Annotated in this window: 21 protein-coding genes; 13 read left to right on the top strand and 8 right to left on the bottom strand. The window is 73.3% G+C overall.

Going from position 1 to position 24908, the window contains the following annotated elements:
- Positions 1 to 284: 284 nt before the first annotated feature.
- The 7 genes from ACZ60J_RS31060 (at position 285) to ACZ60J_RS31030 (ending at position 8820) form a co-directional block, all read left to right on the top strand.
- Positions 285 to 2066 (top strand): serine/threonine-protein kinase, encoded by a 1782-nt coding sequence (locus tag ACZ60J_RS31060; protein ID WP_469686946.1) that lies wholly within the window; start codon positions 285 to 287, stop codon positions 2064 to 2066.
- Between the two features lie 233 nt (positions 2067 to 2299).
- On the top strand, positions 2300 to 3361 hold the full coding sequence (locus tag ACZ60J_RS31055; RefSeq protein WP_469686944.1) for an alpha/beta hydrolase: 1062 nt from the start codon (positions 2300 to 2302) through the stop codon (positions 3359 to 3361).
- Positions 3354 to 4655, top strand: coding sequence for an acyltransferase family protein (locus ACZ60J_RS31050; protein ID WP_469686942.1), 1302 nt, complete (start codon positions 3354 to 3356; stop codon positions 4653 to 4655). Before ACZ60J_RS31055 ends, ACZ60J_RS31050 begins: the two co-directional genes overlap by 8 nt.
- On the top strand, positions 4648 to 6069 hold the full coding sequence (locus ACZ60J_RS31045; protein ID WP_469686940.1) for a sensor histidine kinase: 1422 nt from the start codon (positions 4648 to 4650) through the stop codon (positions 6067 to 6069). Before ACZ60J_RS31050 ends, ACZ60J_RS31045 begins: the two co-directional genes overlap by 8 nt.
- Entirely contained in the window at positions 6066 to 6740 is a 675-nt protein-coding gene (locus ACZ60J_RS31040; RefSeq protein WP_250748785.1) for a response regulator, read from the top strand. The genes ACZ60J_RS31045 and ACZ60J_RS31040 overlap by 4 nt, the downstream gene beginning before the upstream one ends.
- A gap of 89 nt (positions 6741 to 6829) precedes the next feature.
- Positions 6830 to 8155, top strand: coding sequence for a sensor histidine kinase (locus tag ACZ60J_RS31035; protein WP_469686938.1), 1326 nt, complete (start codon positions 6830 to 6832; stop codon positions 8153 to 8155).
- Positions 8152 to 8820 carry a response regulator gene (locus tag ACZ60J_RS31030; RefSeq protein ID WP_469686936.1) on the top strand — a complete coding sequence of 223 codons (669 nt, stop codon included), beginning with the start codon at positions 8152 to 8154 and terminating at the stop codon, positions 8818 to 8820. The genes ACZ60J_RS31035 and ACZ60J_RS31030 overlap by 4 nt, the downstream gene beginning before the upstream one ends.
- Positions 8821 to 8890: 70 nt before the next feature.
- Here ACZ60J_RS31030 and ACZ60J_RS31025 read toward each other — a convergent pair whose 3' ends face one another.
- Together ACZ60J_RS31025 and ACZ60J_RS31020 are read right to left on the bottom strand one after the other, a co-directional pair.
- Positions 8891 to 10489 carry an ABC transporter permease gene (locus ACZ60J_RS31025; protein ID WP_469686934.1) on the bottom strand — a complete coding sequence of 533 codons (1599 nt, stop codon included), beginning with the start codon at positions 10487 to 10489 and terminating at the stop codon, positions 8891 to 8893.
- A complete protein-coding gene (locus ACZ60J_RS31020) occupies positions 10486 to 11412 on the bottom strand; it encodes an ABC transporter ATP-binding protein (RefSeq protein WP_469686932.1) in 927 nt (308 codons plus the stop codon). The genes ACZ60J_RS31025 and ACZ60J_RS31020 overlap by 4 nt, the downstream gene beginning before the upstream one ends.
- 92 nt (positions 11413 to 11504) lie before the next feature.
- Here ACZ60J_RS31020 and ACZ60J_RS31015 point away from each other — a divergent pair, with 92 nt between their 5' ends.
- Together ACZ60J_RS31015 and ACZ60J_RS31010 are read left to right on the top strand one after the other, a co-directional pair.
- Positions 11505 to 12011, top strand: coding sequence for a GbsR/MarR family transcriptional regulator (locus tag ACZ60J_RS31015; RefSeq protein ID WP_469687273.1), 507 nt, complete (start codon positions 11505 to 11507; stop codon positions 12009 to 12011).
- An 82-nt stretch (positions 12012 to 12093) separates the two neighbouring features.
- Positions 12094 to 12792 carry an alpha/beta hydrolase gene (locus ACZ60J_RS31010; RefSeq protein WP_250748778.1) on the top strand — a complete coding sequence of 233 codons (699 nt, stop codon included), beginning with the start codon at positions 12094 to 12096 and terminating at the stop codon, positions 12790 to 12792.
- On the opposite strand, the gene ACZ60J_RS31005 is transcribed toward ACZ60J_RS31010, so the two are convergent.
- Positions 12767 to 13363 carry a hypothetical protein gene (locus ACZ60J_RS31005; protein WP_469686930.1) on the bottom strand — a complete coding sequence of 199 codons (597 nt, stop codon included), beginning with the start codon at positions 13361 to 13363 and terminating at the stop codon, positions 12767 to 12769. The genes ACZ60J_RS31010 and ACZ60J_RS31005 overlap by 26 nt on opposite strands.
- A 79-nt stretch (positions 13364 to 13442) precedes the next feature.
- Positions 13443 to 14396 (bottom strand): diacylglycerol kinase, encoded by a 954-nt coding sequence (locus ACZ60J_RS31000; RefSeq protein ID WP_469687271.1) that lies wholly within the window; start codon positions 14394 to 14396, stop codon positions 13443 to 13445.
- Between the two features lie 184 nt (positions 14397 to 14580).
- Between ACZ60J_RS31000 and ACZ60J_RS30995 the strand changes: the two genes are divergently transcribed.
- Positions 14581 to 15864 carry an adenylosuccinate synthase gene (locus ACZ60J_RS30995; protein ID WP_243330671.1) on the top strand — a complete coding sequence of 428 codons (1284 nt, stop codon included), beginning with the start codon at positions 14581 to 14583 and terminating at the stop codon, positions 15862 to 15864.
- Between the two features lie 68 nt (positions 15865 to 15932).
- On the opposite strand, the gene ACZ60J_RS30990 is transcribed toward ACZ60J_RS30995, so the two are convergent.
- A complete protein-coding gene (locus tag ACZ60J_RS30990) occupies positions 15933 to 16184 on the bottom strand; it encodes a hypothetical protein (protein ID WP_469686928.1) in 252 nt (83 codons plus the stop codon).
- A gap of 190 nt (positions 16185 to 16374) precedes the next feature.
- On the opposite strand from ACZ60J_RS30990, the gene ACZ60J_RS30985 reads away from it, so the two are divergent.
- From ACZ60J_RS30985 to ACZ60J_RS30975, 3 genes are all read left to right on the top strand, one after another.
- Entirely contained in the window at positions 16375 to 20313 is a 3939-nt protein-coding gene (locus tag ACZ60J_RS30985; RefSeq protein WP_469686926.1) for a hypothetical protein, read from the top strand.
- A gap of 148 nt (positions 20314 to 20461) precedes the next feature.
- On the top strand, positions 20462 to 20992 hold the full coding sequence (locus ACZ60J_RS30980; RefSeq protein ID WP_469686924.1) for a GNAT family N-acetyltransferase: 531 nt from the start codon (positions 20462 to 20464) through the stop codon (positions 20990 to 20992).
- Between the two features lie 123 nt (positions 20993 to 21115).
- A complete protein-coding gene (locus ACZ60J_RS30975) occupies positions 21116 to 21613 on the top strand; it encodes a carboxymuconolactone decarboxylase family protein (protein WP_469686922.1) in 498 nt (165 codons plus the stop codon).
- Between the two features lie 12 nt (positions 21614 to 21625).
- Here the strand turns inward: ACZ60J_RS30975 and ACZ60J_RS30970 are convergent, their stop codons facing one another.
- From ACZ60J_RS30970 to ACZ60J_RS30960, 3 genes are all read right to left on the bottom strand, one after another.
- Complete coding sequence (locus ACZ60J_RS30970) at positions 21626 to 22537, bottom strand: alpha/beta hydrolase (RefSeq protein WP_469686920.1); 912 nt, start codon at positions 22535 to 22537, stop codon at positions 21626 to 21628.
- A 170-nt stretch (positions 22538 to 22707) separates the two neighbouring features.
- The gene (gene kynU, locus ACZ60J_RS30965) at positions 22708 to 23985 is read right to left on the bottom strand and encodes a kynureninase (protein WP_469686918.1); all 1278 of its coding nucleotides are present in this window, start codon (positions 23983 to 23985) and stop codon (positions 22708 to 22710) included.
- The gene (locus tag ACZ60J_RS30960) at positions 23978 to 24826 is read right to left on the bottom strand and encodes a tryptophan 2,3-dioxygenase (RefSeq protein WP_469686916.1); all 849 of its coding nucleotides are present in this window, start codon (positions 24824 to 24826) and stop codon (positions 23978 to 23980) included. The genes kynU and ACZ60J_RS30960 overlap by 8 nt, the downstream gene beginning before the upstream one ends.
- Positions 24827 to 24908: the final 82 nt, after the last annotated feature.

The following is a 24908-nucleotide window of genomic DNA, read 5'->3' as shown; positions in this document are numbered from 1 at the left end:
CCGCCCGGCACGCCGCGCAGCCGCCCTCCGTGTCCCGTCGGCGGAGCCCGTGGCGTCTCGGCGTGCTGTCGGGGCGCTCGCGCACGGGTCCGTGCATGGCCGCCCCGGCAGTGCGGCCGGGCCCGAGGTCCGGGCGCCGCGGGCCCGGCGAGGTCCGAACCCGACGGCCTAGGCCGTCCCCGCCGCGGCGGCCCACCTGCGACAACCCCACCCCCGCAACCCGCCGCGCGCCCGGCCGCACTATTGTCGGGCTCCGGCGAGTCCCAGGGGGAGGACCACCTGTCATGGAACAACTGCAGCCGCGCGACGCAGAGCGCATCGGCCCGTACCTCCTGCTCGCCCGCCTCGGAACCGGCGGCATGGGCCAGGTCTACCTCGGCCGCGCCGAACACCCCGCCCCCGCCACGGGCAGCGGAACCGGAGCCGGAAGCGGAACCGGCGCCCCCACCGGCACGCGGACGCGTACAGGCACCCGTACCGCCGCCGTGAAGCTGATCCACCCCCACCTCGCCGCCCACCCCGACTTCCGCACCCGGTTCCGCCGCGAGGCCGACGCCGCCCGCCTGGTCGGCGGGGACTGGACCGTCGCCGTCCTCGACGCCGACCCCGACGCGGAGATCCCCTGGCTGGCCACCGCCTACATCGCCGGGCCGAGCCTGCGCCAAGCCGTCGGCCGCGACTTCGGCCCGCTGCCGGCCGCCTCCGTACGGGTCCTGGGCGAGGGGCTCTCGTACGCCCTCCAGGACATCCACCGCGCCGGCCTCGTCCACCGGGACCTGAAGCCCGGCAACATCCTGCTCACGGCCGACGGCCCCCGCGTCATCGACTTCGGCATAGCCCGGGCCCTGGGCGCCACCGCCGACCCCGCCCTCACCCAGACCGGCGAACTCCTCGGCTCCCCCGGCTTCCTCGCCCCCGAGCAGATCAACGGCACGCCGGTGACCCCGGCCTGCGACGTGTTCGGCCTCGGCGCGGTGCTCTCCTACGCCGCCACCGGCCGGCTGCCCTTCGGGGACCCGGACCAGCCCGGAGGCATCGCCGCACTCCTGATGCGCGTCACGGAAGCGGAACCCGACCTGGCAGGCGTACCGGCCGAACTGCGTGACGTCGTACGCGATTGCCTGCACAAGGCCCCGGCCGCCCGGCCCACCCCCGCCGAGCTCCTCGAACGGCTCGCCGGGAACCGGGAGGACGCCCCGGAGCCCTGGCTGCCCGCGCCCCTCGTCGCGCGGCTCGGGCAGCACGCCATAGCCCTGCTGGACCGCGTGGACGCGGGCCCGGACCGGCCCGAGCCCGTGACCCTGCCCGCCCAGCGCACCGCGGAGCTGCCGGACGCGGACCCGTCCGCCGATGCCGCGGCGCCGGCCACTGCCACGGCCACTTCGCCTGCGCCTGATACTGCGGCCGGTCACACCGCCGTGCGCGGGGCGGACGACGGCTCCGGCTCCCTCGCCGGGACCGGCCCGGACCACGGGCCCGTCGCCGGCCCCTGGTCCGACTCCCGGCGCGGCTCCCGCTCCCGGTCCGTCTCCACGGCCCTGCTCGTCGCGGTCGCCGTGGTCGTCGCCGTGGCGGCGGGCGGCAGCGTGTACACCGTCATGAGCGGAGCCGGCGACGGTGCGCCCCGCTCCGGTTCCGCGGCCTCCCCGTCCGGCGCCTCCGCCGGCGCGCAGGCCACGGGGGGCGCGGCCGCGTCCGGCACGGTCGTCACTCCCTCCCCTTCGGCCCCTTCCGTCCCTCCCGCCACGCTCCCCGAGGCCTACGCCGGCACCTGGCGCACCGTCTACGGCGGGCAGAGCTGGCAGCTCACCCTCACCCCCGGTACGGCCGGCGCCACCGTCATGTCCCTGACCCTCCAGGCCCCCGGACTCAGCTGCGCCTGGACCGCGCCGCTGCGCTCGGCTGCCGCCGACAGCGTCGGGCTCGACCCTTCCACGGTCATCTCCGGTACGCCGCCCTCGTGTTCGCCGGGCGGCCGGAGCACGCTGCGGCTGCTCTCCAACGGGACCCTGGTGCGGGAGCTCGACGGCAGCACCGCGGCGCCGCTCACGTACCGGCGCCGCTGATCGGCCGGGAGGCCGAGAGGCCGAGAGGTCGAGAGGTCTAAGGGCCGAGAGGCCGAAGGGCCGCGGCGGGGTCAACTTGCCTTCCCCGAACCCTGAGTCGCCCCTGTCATACCTGAGAGCTACCCGGGAAGTGGGCTCTCCAGTGTGACGCCGACGAGCACCCCCGATTCCTAACTTCGTGATCAGAGAACACCGCAGCACCGCCCCTCTGGCACGAACGAAGGAACGGACCCATGAGCCGCCGACCCACCGCACGTCCCGACGGCCGCCGCAGCGGCCGTCTGCGCCGCACGCTGCTGGCCGGGCTCGTCGCCGCGGCCGTGGTGGTGCCGGTGTCCGCCGCCGCCTCCCCGAACGTCCCCGCGCCTGCTCCGGCCGTCCTCGGGGAGGGCGCCGCCCTCCCCGACCGGTTCGCCGCCAACCTCGCCAACCTCTCGGAGGCGGCCCGTACGGCCGAAAGCGCCGGCCGCACCGGCCGCGCGGCGAAGCTCCGGGCCATGGAGGCGGGCGGCAGCGCCCGGTTCCTCGTCTTCGACGGGCGCGGCAAGGGCCGGGCGATAGAGGTGTTCGGCGATCTGGAGAGCGCCGACCGGGTCGCGGTCCTGGTCCCCGGGTCGGACACGACGCTCGACACCTACCAGCGTTTCCGCGCCGGAGCCGTCGCCCTCGACCAGCGCCTCCGGGCCGAGCACCCCCGCTCCGCGGTGGTCGCCTGGCTGGGGTACGACACCCCCGGCACGGTCAGCCCGACCGTCCTGACCACGGGCCGCGCCGACGAGGCCGCGGCCGAACTCGGCGCCTTCCTTCCCCGGTTGGCCCGGATGGCCGCCCCGCAGGCCCGCCTCTCGCTGCTCTGCCACTCCTACGGCTCCGTCGTCTGCGCCCGTACCGGGACCGGTTCCGAGGTCAGCGACATGGCTTTGTTCGGCAGTCCGGGCACGGGGGTCGACTCCGCCGCCCACCTGCCGACCCGGGCTCGGGTCTGGGCCGGCCGGGGCGACGCCGACTGGATATCCCGTGTCCCGCACGTCAGCGTCGGCGGGATCGGCTTCGGCGCCGATCCCGTGGACCCCGCCTTCGGAGCCCTGCCCTTCGCGGCCGGTTCCGGCGGCCACAGCGACTACCTCAAGCCGGGCACCGAGTCCCTGAACAGCCTGGCCGGGATCGTGCTCGGCGCCTCCCCGGCGGCGCGGACCGGCTCGTCCCCCACCGCGGCGCCCGCCGCGCCGGCCGCCCCGGCCGCCGTCACCCCGTCCGCCCTCGCCGTCCCGGAGGTCTCCCGTGCGTGTGCGTGAACCGCTTGCCCGCTGGTCCGCTCTCGCGGACCGCATCGACGCCGCAACCCCCGCCCACCGCGACCGCGCCGTGGACGCGCTCCGCGCCTTCGCCATCCTCGGTGTGGTGCTGGGCCACTGGCTGGTCACCGCGCTCACCAGTGCCGACGGCGGTCTCAGAACCACCAGCCCGCTGGCCCACATGAGCGGACTGGCCCCGGTCTCCTGGGTGTTCCAGACCCTGGCGGTCTTCTTCCTGGTCGGCGGCCACGTCGCCGCCCAGGGGTACGAGGCGGCGCGCGGCCGCGGAGTCCCGTACGGGCAGTGGGTCGGGCAGCGGCTCGGCAGGCTGTTCCGGCCGGTCGCCGCCGTCCTGGTCCTCTGGAGCGTGGTGTCCGGCGCCATGCTGCTCGGAGGCGTCGGAACGGACACGGTCCGGACCCTGCTCAAGCTCGTCCTCTCCCCCCTGTGGTTCCTCCTCGTCTTCGCCGCGCTCACCGCCGCGACCCCGCTCGTCGCCCGACTGAGCCCGCTGTGGCCGCTGGCCGTGGTGGCCTCGGTCGATGTCTGGCGGTTCGGGTTCGGCGGGCCCGCATGGATCGGCTGGGTCAATGTGGCCGCGGGCTGGCTGGTGCCCTACACCCTGGGTGCCGCCTGGTCCCGGGGCGCCTTCGCCGGGCGGACTCCGGCCGCCCTGCTGCTGGGCGGTGGTGTCGCCGCCACGGCCGCGCTGATCCTCTGGGGCGGGTACCCGGCTTCCATGGTCGGCGTCCCCGGAGCCGCGATATCGAACCTGAACCCGCCGACGCTGGCCGCCGTCGCGTTCGGCCTGGCCCAGTGCGGGCTGGCGCTGCTGCTGCGGGAGCCGCTGGCCCGGGTGATGAGCCGGCCGCGGGCCTGGGCAAAGGTCGCGCTGGTGAATCTGTCCGCCATGACGATCTTCCTGTGGCACCAGACCTCGATGATGGCCGTCACCGCTGTGGGACTGCTGTTCTCCACCGATCTGCCCGGCCTGCACACCGTGCCCGCCTCCGCGCAGTGGATAGCCGTCCGGCTGCTCTGGCTGCCGGTGTTCGCGGCCGCGCTGGCCGTCTGCTGGGCCGCCTTCCACACCTACGAGCAGGCCGGCGGCCGCCCTCGCGGACGGGCCCGGCGCGGATCCTCCGGGACTCCGGTCACCCCCTCCCGGATCGTCGCCTCCTCCGCCCCGGCCCGGGGGAACGCCTCCCCCACTGCCCGCACCGCCCCAACTCCGGTCGGCGAACGCGCAGTCACCGGCCCTGCAGCCCGCTCCAAGGAGACCCTCCGTGCCTAGGCTGGACGACGTGAACGAGCAGAGCGAGCCCCCGCGTCCGGCCCCGGTCCCCGCCCCGCCACAGCGCCCGGCCGCGGCTGCGACCGCGGCCGGCGGGGAGCGGGGAGGATCTCCCGGCAGGGCGTCGGCCGTGCTGCGGAGCGTGGTCCGCGGGCTCGTGGACCTGAAGGCCGATCCCCTCCCGAAGATGTCGAAGCCGCGCTGGCTGGCCTGGCTCCCGCACGTGGTGCTGGTCTACCTTGCGGTGGCCTTCTACACCGTCACCACGGAGCAGCTCGGCAACCACTACGAGGTCCACGGTTCCGTCCGGCAGTTGCTCGCGACCCTGGTCGGCGGATCCGTCGTGATCGCGATGCGGTGGCCCATGGCCGGGTACTGGCTCGGCCTGATCGGGGCCGGACTGATCGCCGGGGAGATCCACGGCCACGTCGGCCAGGGCCAGAGCTGGCCGTGGCTGCCCGCCGGGATGTTCGCCTTCGCCCCGGTGCTGCTGCTGGTGGCCCTGCGGGTGCCGCCCCGGGTGAACGTCGGGGCGGTCACCGTCGCAGTCGCGTGCACCGGGCTGGCGGAGGGGCTGTTCAGGCCCGAGAACAGCGGTACCAGCGCCCCCGGGACCATCCTCCTGTTCGCCTTCACCGGTCTCCTCGGCTATGCCCTGCGCGCGACCCGGCTGGCCCGGACCCGGCTCGTCGAGCAGGAGACCCTCACCGAGGAGGAGCGTGCCCGCCGCACCCTGCTGGAGGAGCGCAGCCGGATCGCCCGCGAGCTGCACGACGTCGTCGCGCACCACATGTCGGTGATCTCCATCCAGGCGCAGGTGGCCCCTTACCTCGTGGAGAACCCGTCGGAGGAGCTCAAGGAGAACCTGGCCGGGATCCGCGCGAATGCCGTGGAGGCCCTGACGGAGCTGCGCCGCGTCCTGGGGGTGCTGCGTTCCGAGCATCCGGACGGGGAGGCCGAACTGCACCATCCGCAGCCCACCCTCGCCGAGCTCGGCGGCCTCGTGGACAACGTGCGGGCGGCCGGGCTGGAGGTCACCACCGAGATCGCGGGCATCCGCCGGCCGCTGTCCCCGGGCGTGGAGCTCACGGCGTACCGGATCGTGCAGGAGGCGCTGAGCAACTGCCTGCGGCACGCACCCGGCTCCCGCGTGGAGGTCGGCATCGCCTACGGGCCCCGCGATGTGCACCTGTGCGTCGCCAACACGGCTCCCACCCGGGCGGCGCCGCCGACCATGGGAGCGGGGCACGGGCTGCTGGGGATGCGGGAGCGAGCGGGCATGCTGGGGGGCGAGCTGGCCGCCGGCCACCGCCCCGACGGGGGGTACGAGGTGAGCGCCGTGCTGCCGATGGATCCCGTGGCCCCGGGCGGCGCGGCCCCCGCCGGCCTCCAGACGAACGAGAAGGACTCATGACTGCTGCCCCGATCAAGGTGATGATCGCCGACGACCAGATGATGGTCCGCCAGGGCTTCACCGTGCTCCTCGACGCCCAGCCCGACATCGAGGTCGTCGGTCAGGCCGTCGACGGCGCCGAGGCCGTGGCCAAGGTCGCCGAGCTGGTCCCGGACGTGGTGCTGATGGACATCCGGATGCCCGGGATGGGCGGTATCGAGGCGACCTCCCTGATCACCGGCGTCCCGGGCTCCGCGGTGAAGGTGCTGGTGCTGACCACCTTCGACCTCGACGAGTACGTGTACGAGGCGCTGCGCGCCGGCGCCTCGGGCTTCCTCCTCAAGGACGCCTCCGCCGATCAGCTGGCGGAGGCGGTCCGCGTGATCGCGGCCGGCGAAGCGCTCCTCGCTCCGAACATCACGAAGCGGCTGATCACCGAGTTCTCCCGGCTGGGGGCTCCCAGGGCGCCCTCGAAGGCCCGGATCGACGAGCTGACGGAGCGCGAGACGGAGGTGCTGTCCCTGGTCGCCCAGGGCATGTCGAACGCGGAGATCGCCGAGCACCTGATCCTCGCCGAGCAGACGGTCAAAACGCATGTGGGCCGGATCCTGGTGAAGCTGGGGCTGCGGGACCGCACCCAGGCCGCGGTGTTCGCCTACGAAACGGGCCTCATCCGTCCGACGGGCTACTGAAGCAGCCCCGGTAGTACTTGAGAGGGACCCCGGGAAATCCCCTTCAGCGGCGACGCGGGCCAGGCCGGGGCCCGCCTACCGTGGAGAACATGACCGAGACGACCCCCGGGGCGACCCCCCGGACCCCAGAGATCCGACTGGCTTCGGGCTTCATCCAGAGCCTGCGCGAGACTCTGGTCACCGATGCCTTCGCCTACCGCCCGCTGCCCCCGATGCGCACGGACGGGCCCGTGGTCCGGCGGCTTCCGCAGCGGATACGGACGGAGGCCGCGCACCTGCCGCATGCGACCGTCTGCACGGTGGCCTTCTTCGTCGTGCTCTTCGCCACGGTCACGAGCGGACTGCCCCAGGCGGTCTCCCTGGTGATGGGACTGCTGGCGGGCATCCCGGTGATGCTGACCCTGGTGCGGCCGGTGGCGGCGTTCTGGGCGGCCATGGCGGTCACCCTGGTCTTCTCCCTGCCCAATCAGGGCGATTCCAACTGGCCGTGGATCCCGGTGACGTTCGCCTCGTACCTGGCGACCGTGACCCTGGTGTCGATGCGGACCAGCCCGCGCACCGCCGGGTGGATGTGGTTGCTGACGGTCCTGCTCGGCAGTGGGATCTCCCTCGTGCTCGGCAGGGGCCAGACCCTCAACATCGGCCCGATGGCCTTCGCCTCGGCCCTCACCCTGCTGGCGGTGACCATCCGCAACGTCCGCAGGCAGGCCGAGCAGGAGGTGAGCGCGCAGCAGGAGGTCACGGCCGTCGAGCGGGACCGGCGGACCCTGCTGGAGGAGCGGACCACGATCGCGCGGGAGCTCCACGACGTGGTCGCCCACCACATGTCGGTGGTGGCCATCCAGGCGGAGGCCGCGCCCTACCGGGTGAAGAATCCGCCGCCGGAGCTGGAGGCCGCGTTCGTCACCATCCGGGAGAACGCGGTGGCGGCCCTGACCGAGCTGCGCCGGGTGCTGGGCGTCGTCCGCTCCGCGGACTACGAGGCGCCGGACGCCCCGCAGCCGACGCTGGCCTCGCTGGACGGGCTGCTGGCCAATGTGCGGGAGGCCGGGCTGAGTGTGGACAAGACCGTGACGGGCGCGGTCCGCGAACTGCCTCCGGGCGTGGAGCTGTCGGCCTACCGGATCATCCAGGAGGCCCTGAGCAACACCCTGCGGCACGCACCGGGCGCCGGCGCCTCGGTCGAGGTCTCGTACGTACTGGGCGGGCTGGGCCTGCGCATCGTCAACGAGGCGGGCACCGGTGACGTGCGGCCCTCTCCGGGGGCGGGGCAGGGGGTGACCGGGATGCGCGAGCGGGTGGCCATGCTGGAAGGCGAGATGACCGCCGGGGAGCTGGCCTCCGGCGGGTTCGAGGTGGCGGTGTTCATACCCGTGGCGGGCAGCCGCCCGGACCTGGCGAAGGATCCGCTGTGACGATCAGAGTGCTCATCGTCGACGACCAGATGATGGTCCGCGAGGGCTTCTCCGTCCTGCTGAACGCGATGGACGGCATCGAAGTGGCCGGGGAGGCGGTGAACGGACGGGAGGCCATCGCCCAGGTGGCGGCGCTCAAGCCGGATGTGGTGCTGATGGACATCCGGATGCCGGAGATGAACGGCCTGGAGGCGACCCGGGAGATCGTGGCCGCCGACACGGACGCGAAGGTGCTGGTCCTGACGACCTTCGACCTCGACGAGTACGTGTACCAGGCGCTGCGGGCCGGCGCGTCCGGGTTCCTCCTCAAGGACGCCTCCGCCCGCCAACTCGCGGACGGGGTCCGGGTGGTGGCCGCCGGGGAGGCACTGCTGGCGCCTTCCGTGACCAAGCGGCTGATCACGGAGTTCTCGAAGCTGTCGGAGACCCGGCCGCAGGTGGGCTCGGCGGCGGTGACGGAACTGACGGAGCTGACGGAGCGGGAGACCGAGGTGCTGGTGCTGATCGCGCAGGGGTTGTCCAACGCCGAGATAGCGGACCGGCTGATCATCGCCGAGTCCACGATCAAGACGCATGTGAGCCGGATCCTGGTCAAGCTGGGACTGCGGGACCGCACGCAGGCTGCGGTGTTCGCTTACGAGACCCGGCTGGTGACCCCCGCTTAGGACGCTCCGAAAAGTTGTCCACAGCTGTGGACAACTTTTCGGACGGGCATGGATCACGGAGTGCCGGGGCTCAGGCCGTCAGGTCCCGGCGGCGCAGGGCGGTCAGGGCGGCGGCCAGGAGAGCCGCCGCCAGCGCGGTCAGCGTCAGGAGAGGAGCCCAGGTCAGGGCCTCGGAGCCGGGGATCCGGGGCAGGTGGGCGAAGGGGGACAGGTCGAGGACCGCCCCGGGGAGGTCGAGCGCCGGGCCGATCCAGCCGAGGGCCAGCGCAGCCCCGGCCACCGCCCAGCCGGCCGACGCGTAGCCGGGGGCCACGCCGTACAGGAGGGCCGCGACGGCCCCGATCACCCACACTGCGGGGAGCTGCGCGAGCGCGCCCCCGACGGTCTGCGCGAGACCCGCGCCATGGCCGATGCCCAGGCCGAGCCCACCCAGCAGCAGGATCAGCGCCGAGCCGCCGAAGGCGACGGCCAGATGACCGGCGGCCCAGCGCAGGCGGCCGACGGCATGCGCGAGCACGGGCTCCGCGCGCTGCCCCGACTCCTCGGCGCCCAGGCGCAGTACCGCCGACACGATGAAGAGGGCGGCCACCAGCCCCAGCATCCCGGCCATCGTCGCCAGGAAGGCGTCGGTGAGGCCCGCTCCTCCGCCCGCCCCTGCGCCCGCGCCGCCCATCCGCTCGATGATCTCCCGGGTCCTGGCGTTGTCGCCGACCAGCTCGGCGGCCCCGTCCGCCATGCCCCCGAACACCACACCGGCCAGCAGGAATCCGAGGCTCCAGCCGAGCAGCCCGCCCCGCTGCAGCCGCCACGCCAGCGCTCCGGCACCGCCGAGCCGCCCCTCGGGCGGGCCCGGGCGGACCGCCAGGAAGCTCATGCCGAGGTCGCGGCGGCCGGCGAGCAGGTAGGCCGCGGCCGTCTGGGCGGCGAAGGCCGCCGCGAACAGGGCGAGCACCCACCAGCGTTCGGCCGCGAAGGCCCGTACGTGCTCCAGCCAGCCCAGCGGGGAGATCCAGGTCAGCGCCGACGAACCGTCCGCAGAGCCCGCGTCGCCCGCCGCGCGCAGGACGAAGGCCGCGCCGAGCAAGGCCCCGGCGAGCCCCTTGGCGAGTCGCGCGCTCTCGGTGAGCTGCGCCGTGACGGCGGCCGCCGAAGCGAACAGCATCCCGGTGGCGCCGATCCCCAGCCCGAGGGCGAGCGCTCCGCCCGCGCCCCGCCCGGCAAGGCCGGCCGCGACGAGGAGGGCGACCAGGGTGTTGGCGGCGAGGGCCGCCAGCAGGGCGGCCGTCAGCGGGGCCCGGCGCCCCACCATCGCTGCGGACAACAGTTCCTGACGGCTCGTCTCCTCTTCCTCGCGCGTGTGCCGGATCACGATGATCAGGCTCATGACCCCGGCGAGCAGCCCGGCGAAGACCCCGCCCCGCCAGGCGGTCAGCGCCCCGACCGAGTCGCCGAAGGCCGGGCCGTAGAGGGCGCGGAGCGAGCCGTTCGCGCTCATGGTGGCGAGCAGGCGCGCCCGTTCGGCCGGGGTCTCGTACACCGAGGCGAGGGAGGCGGGCAGGCTGAGCACCAGACCGGCCACGGCCAGGATCCAGACCGGCATCATGATGCGGTCGCGGCGCAGGACGAGGCGCAGCAGGGCCCCGGTACCGGCCAGTTGACGGTGGTTCATCGCAGTGCCTCCGTCTCCCCGGACCGGGCGTAGTGCCGCAGGAAGAGCTCTTCGAGGGTCGGCGGGGTCGCCGTCAGGGACCGCACCCCCGAGGCGGCCAGCGACCGCAGTACGGCGTCCAGCTTGTCCGTGTCGGCCTGGAGCCGGATCCTCTGCCCCTGCACCTGCACGTCGTGGACGCCCGGCAGGTGCGCGAGCCCGTTCGGTGGGGCGGCGAGCTCGGCGCTGATCGACGTACGGGTCAGGTGGCGCAGTTCGGCGAGGCTGCCGGTCTCGACCGTGCGGCCCTTGCGGATGATGCTGACCCGGTCGCAGAGGGCCTCGACCTCGCTGAGGACGTGCGAGCTCAGCAGGACGGTGCGGCCGGCGGCCCGTGCCTCGCGGACGCAGCTCCGGAAGACCTCCTCCATCAGGGGGTCGAGGCCCGAGGTGGGCTCGTCGAGGATGAGCAGCTCCACGTCGGCGGCGAAGGCGGCAACGAGGGCGACCTTCTGCCGGTTGCCCTTGGAGTACGTACGCCCCTTCTTGGTCGGGTCGAGTTCGAACCGCTCGATCAGCTCGGCACGGCGCGCCCGGTCGAGGCCGCCTCCGTCTGCGCGGCCGCCGCCGCGCAGGCGCCCGTAGAGGTCGATGACCTCGCCGCCCGAGAGGTTGCGCCAGAGGGTGACGTCGCCGGGCACGTAGGCGATGCGGCGGTGCAGTGCGACGGCATCGGCCCACGGATCGCCGCCGAGCAGTGCGACGGCGCCGGAGTCGGCGCGCAGCAGGCCGAGCAGGACCCGGATCGTGGTGGACTTTCCGGCGCCGTTGGGGCCGAGGAATCCGTGCACCTCGCCGGTGGCGACCGCGAGGTCGAGGCCGTCCAGTGCGCGGGTGCGCCCGAACGCCTTGTGGAGTCCGGCGGCGTTGATTGCCTTCGTCATGTTTTTGAACGTACGCTTCTTTCACAATTTTGTGAAGGTCGGGAATCACGTAAAGTCGGGGGGTGGCGGAAGACGTGAACGACGACGGCGTGATCAACGGTGCGGAGCCCCTGGACCAGCGGGCCGCCCGGGACGACGAGGCGGTCTCGCGCTTCGTCGAGCGGTTCGCCGCGCAGCTGACCGAGGCGGGGATGCAGCGGATGGCGGCGCGCGTGTTCGCGCAGCTGCTCGCGAGCGACGGCGGCGCGATGACCTCGGCGGAGCTGGGCGAGGCCCTTCGGATCAGCCCCGCGGCGGTGTCCGGAGCCGTCTCCTACCTGTCCCAGGTCAACATGGTCAGCCGGGAGCGCGAGCCGGGTTCGCGGCGCGATCGCTACGTGCTGCACAACGAGCTCTGGTACGAGACCTTCACCCGCCGGGACCAGATCCTGACCCTCTGGGAGAAGACCCTCCGCGACGGCGCGGCCGGCCTCGGCCCCGACTCCCCCGCGGGCGCCCGGGTCGCCGAGACGGCGGCGTTCTTCGAGTTCATGCAGGCGGAACTCCTGGGCCTGATGGACCGCTGGCGCACCCACCGCGCCACCCTGAACCTGCCGTAGCCCCTCTCCGGCACTAGCGTGGCCCGGGGGGCCTCCGGCCCGGCACGGGACCGGGGAACACCGGACTCAGGAGCAGAACCTCATGGCCGACACGCCTGCCCGCACCCCCGCCATCGTCCTCGTCCACGGCTTCTGGGGCGGCGCCGCCCACTGGGCCAAGGTCATCGGCGAGCTCCACCGCCGCGGGTACACGGACCTGCACGCCGTCGAGAACCCGCTGACCTCCCTCGCGGACGACGCCGAGCGGACCCGCAAGATGGTCCGGCAGATCGACGGGCCGGTGCTGCTCGTCGGCCACTCGTACGGCGGAGCCGTCATCACCGAGGCGGGCGACCTGCCCAACGTCACCGGGCTGGTCTACGTCGCCGCCTTCGCTCCCGACGCGGGCGAGAGCCCCGGCGGGATCACCCAGGAGAAGCCGCCCGCGGCGGTCGAGAACATCGCGCCCGACTCCGACGGCTACCTGTGGGTCAGGCAGGACAAGTTCCACGAGAGCTTCGCCCAGGACCTCACCCCCGAGGAGGCCCTGGTCATGGCCGTGACCCAGAAGGCCCCCCTCGCCTCCACCTTCGGCGACGCCGTCACCGCGCCCGCCTGGCGCGCGAAGCCGTCCTGGTACCAGGTCTCCACCGCCGACCGCATGATCCACCCCGACAACGAGCGGCGCATGGCCGCCCGCATGAACCCCCGCAAGACCGTCGAGCTCGACGCGAGCCACGCCTCCCTCGCCTCACTCCCCGGCCCCGTCTGCGACCTCATCGAGGCGGCCGCCTCCGCCTGAGCCCGCCCCGCCGCCACAGCCTGCGCGCCCGGCCCAGCTCCCGGGCGCGCGGGGCCCACACCACGGCCCCCGGCCCGGGATCCCCGGCCAGCCACACGAAGCGTTCCGGCGCCTGCGACTCGGTACGGGGCCACGCGCGCGGCGGCAGCACCCGCCGCCCCAGCAGCCCCAGGGTCAGCACCCACGGCCCGCGACGGCCGCGGCCCCCGGAGCCGCTGCGGAGCACCAGCAGCGGCGGCAGCCCGTACCCCCGCAGCACCCGGACGTCGTACGGGGTCCAGCGCAGCTCCGGGTCCCTCAGGGCACGGCGCACGCGCCGGACGACGCGGAGCTCCCGGACGGCGACGAGCACGGGCACGCACAGCAGCCCCAGCAGGGCGGCCCCCAAGGGCGCGGGGCGGGTGACCAGCGCCCCGATCAGCGCGGGCCAGCAGAGCACCGGCAGCAGCAGGACCAGCAGCGCATCCTGCCGCCAGTCCGCGAGCGCCTCCCGGACGGCAGCCTCCCCGGGCGGCCCGGGCACCGGCGGCTCACCGTCCTGCCCGCCCGCAGGCTCATGCTCCCCGGTCACCACACGAAGACTCCCGGTCCGGGCCATCCGCCCCGCCTCCCCGTCCCCCTGGTCCCCCTGGTCCCCCTGGTCCCCCTCGTCAGCGTTGCAGCGGCAGTGTCAGCCCCCAGGCGCCCGGGTGCAAGGTCCACGTACGGCGTCGGACCGGGCCGGTGACGGCGACGTCCGACCGGTAGCGGAAATCCTCCCCGGACACGGTCACGGCCGAGGCCCGCACCCGCACCACCCGGCCCGCCCCGGGACCGGAGCCGGACCCGGAAGCCGGTCCCGACCCGGGGCCGGCCCCGGAACCCGACCCCGCCCCCGCCATCCGGACCAGCACGTCCGCCAGCCCGTCGCCCTCCCGGGCCGACACCGCGACGTCCTCGACCATCCCGTCCACCACGTCCGCCAGGACCACCCCGTCCGCCTCCACCCGCAGCCGGTGCCCGCGACCGGACCCGCCGCCGGCCGAAGCCCCGACCGGCGGGCGGCCGAACGTACGGACCAGGGAGCGGTACGCGTTCCACACCGACGGCCCGGCCGGCCGCGGCACGCCCCCGGACCCGGCCCGTGAGCCCGGCCGGGGCCCGGATCCGGCCCCGACGGGCGGCGGCGGGATGCCGATCCCGCCCAGCACCACCCCGTCGCTGTCGTCGACCAGCAGGTCCCGCATGCCGACGGCCCCGTCCAGGACCGCCCGCGCGGCCGACACGGCCGACAGCGGCACGCCGAGCTGCAGCGCCAGGGCGAGCGACCCGGCCGGCCCCACCGGAATCAGCGAAACGGCCCCCGAGGACAGCGCCCGCTCACGGTGCAGCAGCCCGACGGCCCGTACGAGTGCGCGATCGTCGCCCACGATCACCGGCTGCCGATGACCCCGGCGGGCGAGGGCCCGCGCAAACTCCTCCTGTGAGTCCGGGAGGCAAATCTTCGCCGCCGCGCCCGCTGACAACACATCTTTCGCAATTCGCACGGACTCGCCGTCAAGACGGCGGGCGACCGGGTCGACGAGCACGAGCAGGCCGCCTACCGGCGCGCCCGCATGGCTCATGGTGGGCTCTGGAGCCGACACCTCGGTCCTTCCTCGGGTAGCATCTTTGTGCAAGAGGCCCTTGCGCTATTGCGCCAGGGCCTTCGTCTATTCCGGGGTACCGGTCCGACGGCTCAGCCTGCGGTGTACATCGTCGTACGCCCCCTGACCTTGGACATGCCCCATCCGGAAGAGGTGTACGCCTGTGCCCGCTCTTGTGCTGCTCGGAGCTCAGTGGGGTGACGAGGGCAAGGGAAAGGCCACCGACCTGCTCGGTGGATCCGTTGACTATGTAGTGCGTTACCAGGGCGGCAACAACGCCGGCCACACGGTCGTCGTGGGCGACCAGAAGTACGCGCTGCACCTTCTCCCTTCCGGCATCCTCTCCCCCGGATGCACCCCGGTCATCGGCAACGGTGTCGTCGTCGACCCGGCCGTCCTGCTCTCCGAGCTGCGCGGCCTGAACGAGCGCGGCATCGACACCTCGAAGCTGCTGCTCAGCGGCAACGCGCACCTGATCACGCCGTACAACGTCACCCTCGACAAGGTCGGCGAGCGCTTCCTCGGCAAGCGCAAGATCGGTACGACCGGCCGCGGCATCGGCCCGACGTACGCGGACAAGATCAACCGCGTCGGCATCCGCGTCCAGGACCTGTACGACGAGTCGATCCTCACCCAGAAGGTCGAAGCGGCGCTGGAGGGCAAGAACCAGCTCCTCGCGAAGCTGTACAACCGCCGCGCGATCGACCCGGCCCAGATCGTCGAAGAGATGCTCCAGTACGCGGAGCAGATCAAGCCGTACGTCGCCGACACCACCCTGATCATCAACAACGCGCTCGACGAGGACAAGGTCGTGCTCTTCGAGGGCGGCCAGGGCACGCTGCTCGACGTCGACCACGGCACGTACCCCTTCGTCACCTCCTCGAACCCGACCGCCGGTGGCGCCTGCACCGGTGCCGGCGTCGGCCCGACGAAGATCAGCCGCGTCATCGGCATCCTGAAGGCCTACACCACCCGTGTCGGCTCCGGCCCGTTCCCGACCGAGCTGTTCGACGCGGACGGCGAGGCCCTGCGCCGCATCGGCGGCGAGCGCGGTGTGACCACCGGCCGTGACCGCCGCTGCGGCTGGTTCGACGCCCCGATCGCCCGCTACGCGACCCGCGTCAACGGCCTGACGGACTTCTTCCTCACCAAGCTGGACGTGCTGACCGGCTGGGAGGAGATCCCGGTCTGCGTCGCGTACGAGATCGACGGCAAGCGCGTCGAGGAGCTCCCGTACTCGCAGTCGGACTTCCACCACGCGAAGCCGATCTACGAAAACCTCCCCGGCTGGTCCGAGGACATCACCAAGGCCAAGACCTTCGCGGACCTCCCGAAGAACGCCCAGGCGTACGTCAAGGCCCTGGAGGAGATGTCGGGCGCCCCGATCTCCGCGATCGGCGTCGGCCCCGGCCGCACCGAGACGATCGAGATCAACTCGTTCCTCTAGGAGCGACCGGAAAGGGGCGGTGCGCCGTACGGCGCACCGCCCCTTTCCGTGTGTGCGGCGCCTGCCGATCAGTTCTTGTCGTAGAAACCGAGGCAGTCGACGACCACGTCGACGGGCTTCCAGCCCTGGTTCCAGAAGTCGATGACGTCGCCCTTGCCGCCGGACGTCTGGACCAGGTTCGGCACGGTCTGCCCGGCCGTCCAGTGCAGGGACGAGGAAACGGGCCGGGGCGGCAGAACCCGCCGCCGGGCCGTTCCCGGAACGAGCCCCGCACTCGCCGCCACGAGGACGGCGGATATTACGGGTCGGCGATTGCGCACCGGCCCCCACTTCTGTTGATCTCGATCGAGCTTTGCGATCTCAGCCACCGCACACAATCCCTTTTCGGCCATGCCCCACGGCGGGATATGCTCCGCCCTGCCCGCGCGCTCCCGACGTCACAACGGAGCCGGGCCTGCTTGAACTGGGGGGTTCATGAGCTTGCTGCCACGTGGCAGAGGTATGTCTGCAATGTCCGCGACCAGGGGGAGGGGCCGTACGGCCCTCGCCTCCGGCGCCCTTCTGCTCGCCGTGCTGACGGCGTTCACCGGCCAGAGCGGGTCCGCCCTCGCGGCCCCGTCACCCGGCACCACCACCACCGATCCGGCCACCGCACCTGCCGCCGCGCCGCGGGCTTCCGGCCCGCAGGCCGCGCCGAAGCCGGACCCGAAGGCGGACCGCGCGGCCGCCGTACGGTCACTCGCGCAGGCCGACCCGTCGGGCCCCTGCCCGACGACGCTGAAGCCGCACGAGATCGCCGACTGCGCCGTCCCGTCGGGCACGACCGTCCGGATCGCGCTGACCCTGCCGCAGCAGAAGGACCTGGTCCTCATCCAGGCCGTCGCCGCCCAGGGATCGCTCTATCCCCGGCTCCTCGCGCCCGACGACTCGCCCGTCACCTGCGAGTCGGTCCGCCCGTCCAGCGATGGCGCCCTGCGCTGCCCCACCACCACCGCGGGCACGTACACGCTGACGCTGATGAACAACAGCAGCAACGAGACCGGCGCCTCCGTCGCGTACGCCCCGCTGCTCTCCAGCACCGCCTGCGTTCCGGTCGGCGCCGCCGACTCCAAGCTCGGCGCCCCGACCGTGTTCCAGCGCTCGCTGCCCGCCGGCTCCGCCGGTGACTGCTACACGCTGGGCCTCGCCGCGAACGACGTGGTGCGCACCCACGCCACCTCCTACCGGGTGCTGGAGAGCGTCTTCGACGCCTCCGGCAAGGAGATCTGCACCTCCCTCAACCGCGAGGGCGACGCGCTCGACTGCACGCTGACCGGCCCCGCCCCGTACCGGGTGTCGGTCCTGCAGTCCTACGGCTCGGCCGAGCCGTACACCTTCACCGCCGCCCGGTTCTCGAAGCCCGAGGGCTGCCCGGTCGTCGAGCCCCAGGCCTACGGGGTCTCCCCGGACGTGACCTCCGCCGTGCGCTGCCGCGTGCTGCGCGTCCCGTCGGCGGGCGCGTACACCTACGCCCCGGTCTCCACCGGCTCCGTGCCCTACGGTCAGCTGTACACGGCCGCGGGCACCCAGGTCGGCGACTGCGCCACGGGCTGCACCCTGGCCGCCGGCGACTACACCTGGGCGGTCGACCCGCGCACCGGCGACACCGGCGCCTTCGGGATGGCCTTCCACTCCGCGAAGGAGACCCGGGGCTGCACCGCGACCCGGGACGACGGCCTGGTGTCCGGCCCGGTGACCGGCACCTTCGGCGGTCCCGGGCAGCAGCACTGCCTGACCCTGCCGACGGCCACCGGCAAGGGCGTGTACCTCCTCGGCCGGCCCCCGGCCGACGGCGACCACGCCCGCACGGCCGTCTACGACGCCTCCGGCGCCCAGCAGTGCGAAGGCATCGCGGAGGTCGTCTGCAAGCTGGCCGGCACCGCCCCGTTCCGCGTGGTGCTGAGCGGCGAGCCCGCCGAGGCGTACGGCCTGGTGGTCCACCGCACCGGTGAGGCCACCGGCTGCGCCCTGTGGCCGCAGACCGTCTTCGGCGCCTCCACCGGCGCCCGGGTCGACCTGCCCGCCGAGGTGCGCCAGGCCTGCCTGAGCCTGCCCGCCGACAAGCACGCGGCCGCCGAGCTGCTCGACTACACCAACAACCAGAACAAGCTGAACGCCACGGTCCGGATCGTCGATCCCCAGGGCAACGTGGCGTGCGAGACGACGTACGCCAGCACCACCACCAGCTGCCTCCTCACCCCCGGCACCGCCTACACGGCCCTGCTGGTCGGCTGGGGCGGAGCGGACACGTACACGCTGGTGCGCCGCGACGTCTCGCCGACGGCGAACTGCGCCGCGCCCGGCTCGACGAAGGTGGGCGGTCCCTCCACCCCCTTCGACCTGACCTCGGCCCTGGACGCCCGCTGCCTGCGCGTTCCCGCTGCCGCCACCGACAAGATGTGGCTCAGCGCGCGGACGCTCGGGGGACGGTACGACCCGACCACCACGGCGGCCGTCCTCGACCCCACCGGCAAGATCGTCTGCTGGCAGCGCGGGGTGTCCTGCCAGGTGACCGGCTCGACCTCGTACCTCGTGGTCCTGACCGCAACCGGCTACACGGACAAGCCGATCCACACCAACGTGGACACCTGGAAGGTGGGCACGGCGGCCGGATGGGCTCCGGAGTGCACGGCCAACCGGGTCTCCCCCGAGGGCTTCCCGGCCCGTAGCGCGGTGCTCTCCGAGTCCTCCACGGCCTACTGCGCCGTACTCGACATGAAGGGCGGCCAGGCCTTCAACGTCGTCGGGACCACCAGTGCCACCAACGGTGAGCACCCCTTCACGGACGTGCTCGCCGCCTCCGAGTGGAACAACGAGATCCACAAGTTCGACTGCATCGGCTCCGTGGGCCAGTTCAACGTGCGCTGCTCGGCCGGTTACGGCACCCCGGCCGCCTCGACGGTGCTGCTGGTGAGCCCCCGCAAGGCCTCCACCCCCGTCGAGTTCACCATGGAGGGCGTCTGCGACAGCGGCTGCACTCCCGCCTCGGCCCAGCTCCCGACCGGCATCAGCCCCGCCACGAGCGTCACCGGCACGCGGTCCCAGGCCGTCGTCGGCGGTACGGGCCTCACCCTGGGCACGAAGCTCAAGCTGCTGGGCGGCGGCCGCGAGCGGCCCCTGATCCCGGTCTCCGTCAACGCCGAGGGCACCGCCCTGAACGTCCAGGTGGACACCACCGATCTGCCCGCGGGCACCTACGACCTGCTCCGCGAGGGCGTCGGCTACACCGACGGCGTGCCCTCGCCGGGCTACCTCCCGAAGGCGTACACGGTCACGGCCGCCTCGACTCCGGGCAAGTCCCGCTACGTGCCGCTGACCCCGGCCCGGTTCCTGGACACCCGGGACGGCACCGGCGCGAAGAAGCAGCGCGTCGGCGCGGGCGGCGTGGTCACCCTCAAGGTCGCGGGCGTCAAGGGCGTCCCGGCCACCGGAGTCACCGCCGTCGTCATGAACGTCACCGCCGTCCAGCCGACCCAGCCGGGCCACGTCACCGTCTACCCCAACAGCCGCCCGCTGCCCGGGGTGTCGAACATCAACTACGCGGCCGGGCAGATCGTGCCCAACCTCGTGACGGTGCCGGTGGTCAACGGGAAGGTGGACCTGCGCAACAGCGCCGGCACCGTCGACCTGATCGCCGACGTCACCGGCTACTACACCGACAAGGCCGGTACGGGCTCCTCGTTCACCCCGATCACCCCGTCCCGGTTCCTCGACACCCGTGACGGCACCGGCGCGAAGAAGCAGCGCGTCGGTACGGGCGGCGTGGTCACCCTCAAGGTCGCGGGCGTCAAGGGCGTCCCGGCCACCGGAGTCACCGCCGTCGTCATGAACGTCACCGCCGTCCAGCCCACCGAGGCGGGCCACGTCACGGTCTACCCGAACGGTCAGCCCGTGCCCGGGGTATCGAACCTCAACTTCACGCCCGGACAGATCGTGCCCAACCTCGTGGTCGTCCCGGTGGTCAACGGAAAGGTGGACCTGCGCAACAACTCCGGCTCGGTCGACCTGATCGCCGACGTCACCGGCTACTACGCGGCGACCGGTTCCACGTTCTCCTCGGGCTCCCCGGTCCGCCTCCTGGACACCCGCAACGGCACCGGCGCCCGCCCCGGCCCCGTGGGCTCCGGCGGGCTGGTCAGCCTGCAGGTGGCCGGGGTGGAAGGCGTACCGGCGCAGGGGGTGACCGCGGTCGTCCTGAACGTCACGGTCACCAACCCCACGTCCGACAGCCACCTGATCGTCCACCCGCACGGGGCGGCCCGCCCCAACGTGTCGAACCTCAACTTCACGGCCGGCAAGACCGTCTCCAACCTGGTGGTGGTCCCGGTGGTGGACGGCCGGGTGACGTTCTTCAACAACTCCGGCTCGGTGGACGTGATCGCCGACCTGAACGGCTACTTCACCTCGTGAGGTCGAGCGCCCGGCGCTGAACACCGACTGCAATGCGAAGGTCCCGCCCGGTCTCACGACCGGGCGGGACCTTCGCTCGTAGGCCAAGGAGTCCCGGCAGGCCGTAAAGCGGTGGACAGCCCCAGCCCGCCGGGTGAGCATCACCCCGATGAGTACTGAACTTCCTCCCAAGCGCGTCCGCTTCGTCAAGCTCGACGCGAAGGCCCTGAGGGCGCTCGCCGACGGTGATCTCGCAGGTGGCAGCGCCGAGGCCGGGGTGGCACTGGACCCCTACTTCGTCTCCGAGCGTGCCCGCTGGATCTTCGGCTACCGCGCCGACCAGCTCGCCAAGGACCCCTCCGCCGCCCCCTGGACCACCCGGGCCGCAGTGTCGGAGCCGGACGGGACGGTCATCGGCGACGCAGGGTTCCACGGCCCGCCGAGCGCGGACGGTGTGGTCGAGGTCGGCTACAGCGTCGTGGCCGCCTACCGCCGCCAGGGCTACGCCCGCGCCATGCTGGCCGCCCTGCTGGCCAGGGCCGCCGAAGAGCCGGACGTCCGCACCGTCCGGGCCACGATCCGGTCCGACAACACCGCTTCCCTCGCCACCGTCGCGGGCTTCGGTTTCACCCGCGTCGCCGAGCGGGGCAACGAGACCGACGGCATCGAGCTCGTCTTCGAACTCCCGGCCAACCCCTAGCGAAGCCGAGGGCCGAGGGCCGAAAAGAAAAATCCGCGAACCTGTCACATCCGCACCCCCGCATCCGTCAGTGCTGTGAGACGCCGACACCGGCCCCGCCCGCCCCGAAGGAGCACAGCACTCATGGACACGACTCCCACCACCCACATCTCCCGGATGGCCAACCCCACCGACTTCGTCCCCGAGCTGGCCGACGTCAGCGCGGCCCTCTTCCGGGCCACCGGGAACCGGTCCGTCCCCCGCAGCACGATGAGCCTCGTCCACCTCCGGGCGGGGCAGATCGTCGGGAACACCTACCTGACCGTCCTGAACACCGCCTTCCTGCGCAAGGCCGGGGAGAGCGAGGAGCGGATCACCGCCGTCTCCTCCTGGCAGGACGCGCCCTACTTCACCCCCGCCGAACGCGCCGCCCTCGCCCTGGTCGAGGCGACCCTCCAGCCGGCCCCGTACGGCCGGGAGCGCGTCACCGACGAGCTGTACGCGGAAGTGGCCGCGCACTACGACGAGAAGGCGCTCGCCACCCTCACCATCGCGATCGGCCAGATCAACTTCTTCATCGCCCTGGCCGTCATCGGCAAGCCCGCCCCGGTGAGCTCCCTGGCGGACGAGCAGTGGGACTGACCGGCCACGGGGTCACCAGGCCAGTTGTGAGATTTCCTCGGCGACGACCGCACAACCGTCCGCCGCCGGGTCGATCAGCGGGAAGTGGCCGACCCCGTCCAGCAGGGTCAGTCCGACCATCTCCCCCGCCAGTGCGGCCGCCGCGACGTACGCCTCCGACACCGACTCCGGGACCACGATGTCGCTCCGCCCCTGGACCACCGCCGTCGCGATGCCGGTCGGGAGCAGTGCCGCCGGGTCGGCGTACGGGCGTCGCGCGATGAACGGCCGCTCCCCGCCCAGGAGTTGCGCCGAAGCACCTCCGCACACCCCGAGCTCTTCCGCGACCGTGAAGTCCGCGATCGGGGCCAGCGCCACCACTCCGCGCAGCAGCGGCGGCGAGGGCAGCCTCCAGCCGGCCGGGGCGTCCTGCGGGAGCACGTGCCGGGCCGCGGCCCACAGCGCGAGGTGGCCTCCGGCCGAGTGGCCGGTCAGCACCATGCGGCGGGGGTCGGCCTCGGGCAGGCAGCCGGCGGCGAGTTCCGGGAGGGCGTCCATGGCGGCGGCCACGTCGTCGAAGGTATCGGGCCAGCGGCCGGCCACCGGGCCCTCGGCGTCCTGATGCGGCAGCGGCTGCGATTCCCGGGTCTGGCCGCGCCGGTACTCCACGTTGGCGACGGCGAAACCCTGCCGGGCCAGGAAGTCCGCGAAGGGGGTGATGTGCTGCCGGTCGTACGGGGCGCGCCAGGCCCCGCCGTGCAGGACGACGACCAGCGGTGCGGAACGCGCGACGCCGGGCTGCGCCCGCTCCCCGCGGGGGGCGTGGAAGTCGACGATCTGGTCGGGGTGTTCGCCGTAGGCGGCCGTCGCGTCGGGGGCTACGGGCGGATGGGAGAAGGCCGAGGCGGCCTCGGCGGCGTCCCGTTCGACTGCGGGGTCCGTCATCGGCTCAACCTCCGGTAACGCGAGGGACAAGGGGGACTGGTGTTCCGGTGTTGCGGCAGAGCGGGACCGTATCAGGCCGGAACGGCCCCCTCCGTGGCAGGCCGGGGAGATACCGGCGCGGGCGGGGCCTTAGCCCCGCCCGCGCGGTGATGTGACGTTTCGCTACCGGTTCACCCGAAGATGTGACCCAGTACGCGCGCCGCACGCTCCGCGTCCGCGAAGCCGACGTACAGCGGGGTGAATCCGAACCGCAGGACGTCCGGGGCCCGGAAGTCCCCGATCACACCCCGCGAGATGAGCTCGCGCATGACCTCGTCCGCGTTCTCCGTGCGCAGCGACACCTGGCTGGCGCGCCGGTCGTGCCCGGTCGGGGTGACCAGCTCGACCTTGCCCGCGGGGACGTACGCCGCCACGCAGTCGAGGAAGAAGTCGGTCAGCGCGAGGGACTTCGCGCGGACGTCCTCGACCGCGACCCCGTCCCAGGCGTCGAGGGCGGCCTCCAGCGCGAGCATGGACAGGATGTCCGGGGTGCCGACGCGGCCCCGCGCCACACCCTGCGCGGCCTCGTAGGAGGGGGTCATCGCGAACGGGTCCGCATGGCCGTTCCAGCCCGGCAGCGGGGAATCGAAGGCGTGCTGGTGGCGGGCGGCGACGTACAGGTACGCGGGGGCGCCGGGGCCGCCGTTGAGGTACTTGTAGGTGCAGCCGACCGCGAGGTCCACCGCGTGCGCGTCGAGGCCGACGGGGAGCGCCCCGGCGGTGTGGCACAGGTCCCAGACGACGAGCGCCCCGGCGGCGTGCGCGGCCGCGGTGAGGCCGGGCAGGTCGTGCAGGCGGCCGGTGCGGTAGTCGGCGTGGTTGAGGAGGACCACGGCGGTGTCCGGGCCCATCGCCGCCGCGGCGGCGGCCGGGTCGACCGGGACGACGCGCAGGCCCGTCATCCGGGCCGCCGACTCGGCGATGTAGCCGTCGGTGGGGAAGGTGGCGGCGTCCACGAGCAGCTCGGTCCGGCCGGGTGCGGCCAGCCGGGCGGCGCCGACGAGGGCCTTGAAGAGGTTGACGCTGGTGGAGTCGCCGACGACCACCTGGCCGGCTGCGGCGCCGACCAGCGGGGCTATCCGGTCTCCTATGCGTTCGGGGGCGTTCCACCAGTTGGCTTCGCCCTCGGTCCAGGAGCGGATCAGGCGGGTGCCCCACTGCTCCGTGACGACCTCGGCGACGCGGGCGGCCACCCCTGCGGGGAGCGCGCCGAGGCTGTTGCCGTCGAGGTAGACCACGCCCTCGGGGAGGGTGAAGCGGTCGCGGAGCTTGCCGAGCGGGTCGGCCGCGTCGAGCGCTTCGGCGCGGGCGGCGAGATCGGCGGCGGCGAGATCGCGGGCGGCGAGATCGGCGGCGGCCAGGTCGCGGGCCGCGAGGTCGGGGGTCTCGTTCACGGTCGGCTCAGACATGGCTGCGCGCCGTCCACAGCTCGGGGAAGACGTTCTTCTGCGCCCGCTTCTCCAGCCAGGTCACGCCGGCCGAGCCGCCGGTGCCCGTCTTCGCGCCCATCGCGCGCCGGGTGGCGACCAGGTGGTCGTTGCGCCAGCGCCAGACCAGCTCGGCGACGTCGGTGAGGACCTCGCCGAGGCGGTGCAGGTCCAGGTGAGTGTCCGGGGTCGCGTACAGGGACGTCCAGACGGCTTCGACCTCGGGCGAGGGCTCGTAGCGCTGCGAGAGGTCGCGGTCGAGGACGTGCGCCGGGACGGGGAGGCCGCGGCGGGCGAGGAGGCGCAGCACCTCGTCGTAGAGGCTGGGCTCCTGGAGGGCCTTCTCCAGCTCGGCGTGGACGCGCGGGGCGCCGCGGTGCGGGACCAGCATGGAGGCGGCCTTGTCGCCGAGGAGGAACTCCATCCGGCGGTACATCGCCGACTGGAAGCCGGAGCCCTCGCCGAGGGCGGCGCGGTACGCGTTGAACTGGCCCGGGGTCAGCTGGGCGAGGGGGCGCCAGGAGGCGTTGAGGGCCTCCAGCTCGCGGAGGGATCGTTTCAGCGCGTCCATCGCGACGGGGAGCTCGTCCTCGCGGAGCGCCTTCGCGGCGGTCTCCCACTCGTGGACGATGACCGTGAACCACAGCTCCATGACCTGGGTGGTGACCAGGAAGACCATCTCGCCCGGGTCGTCCGAGCGCGGGTGCTGGAGGTGGGTGAGGACGTCCGCCTGGACGTAGTCCTCGTAGGGGGTCGTGCCGGCGAAGTCGAGGTTCGGGGTGTCCGAACCGCCGTCTCCGGAGGCATCAAGGGCGTGCGACATCGCTGTCTCCTCGATACGTGCTTCCGGGTAGCGGTCCGCTCCTTCCGTGAGGTGAGTGGAGCTCCGGTCCCCTGCCCGCATC

Source organism: Streptomyces sp. NPDC104226 (assembly GCF_055584085.1).
Note: the sequence above shows the minus strand (reverse complement) of the source record. Positions and strands in the feature narration are given on the sequence as shown.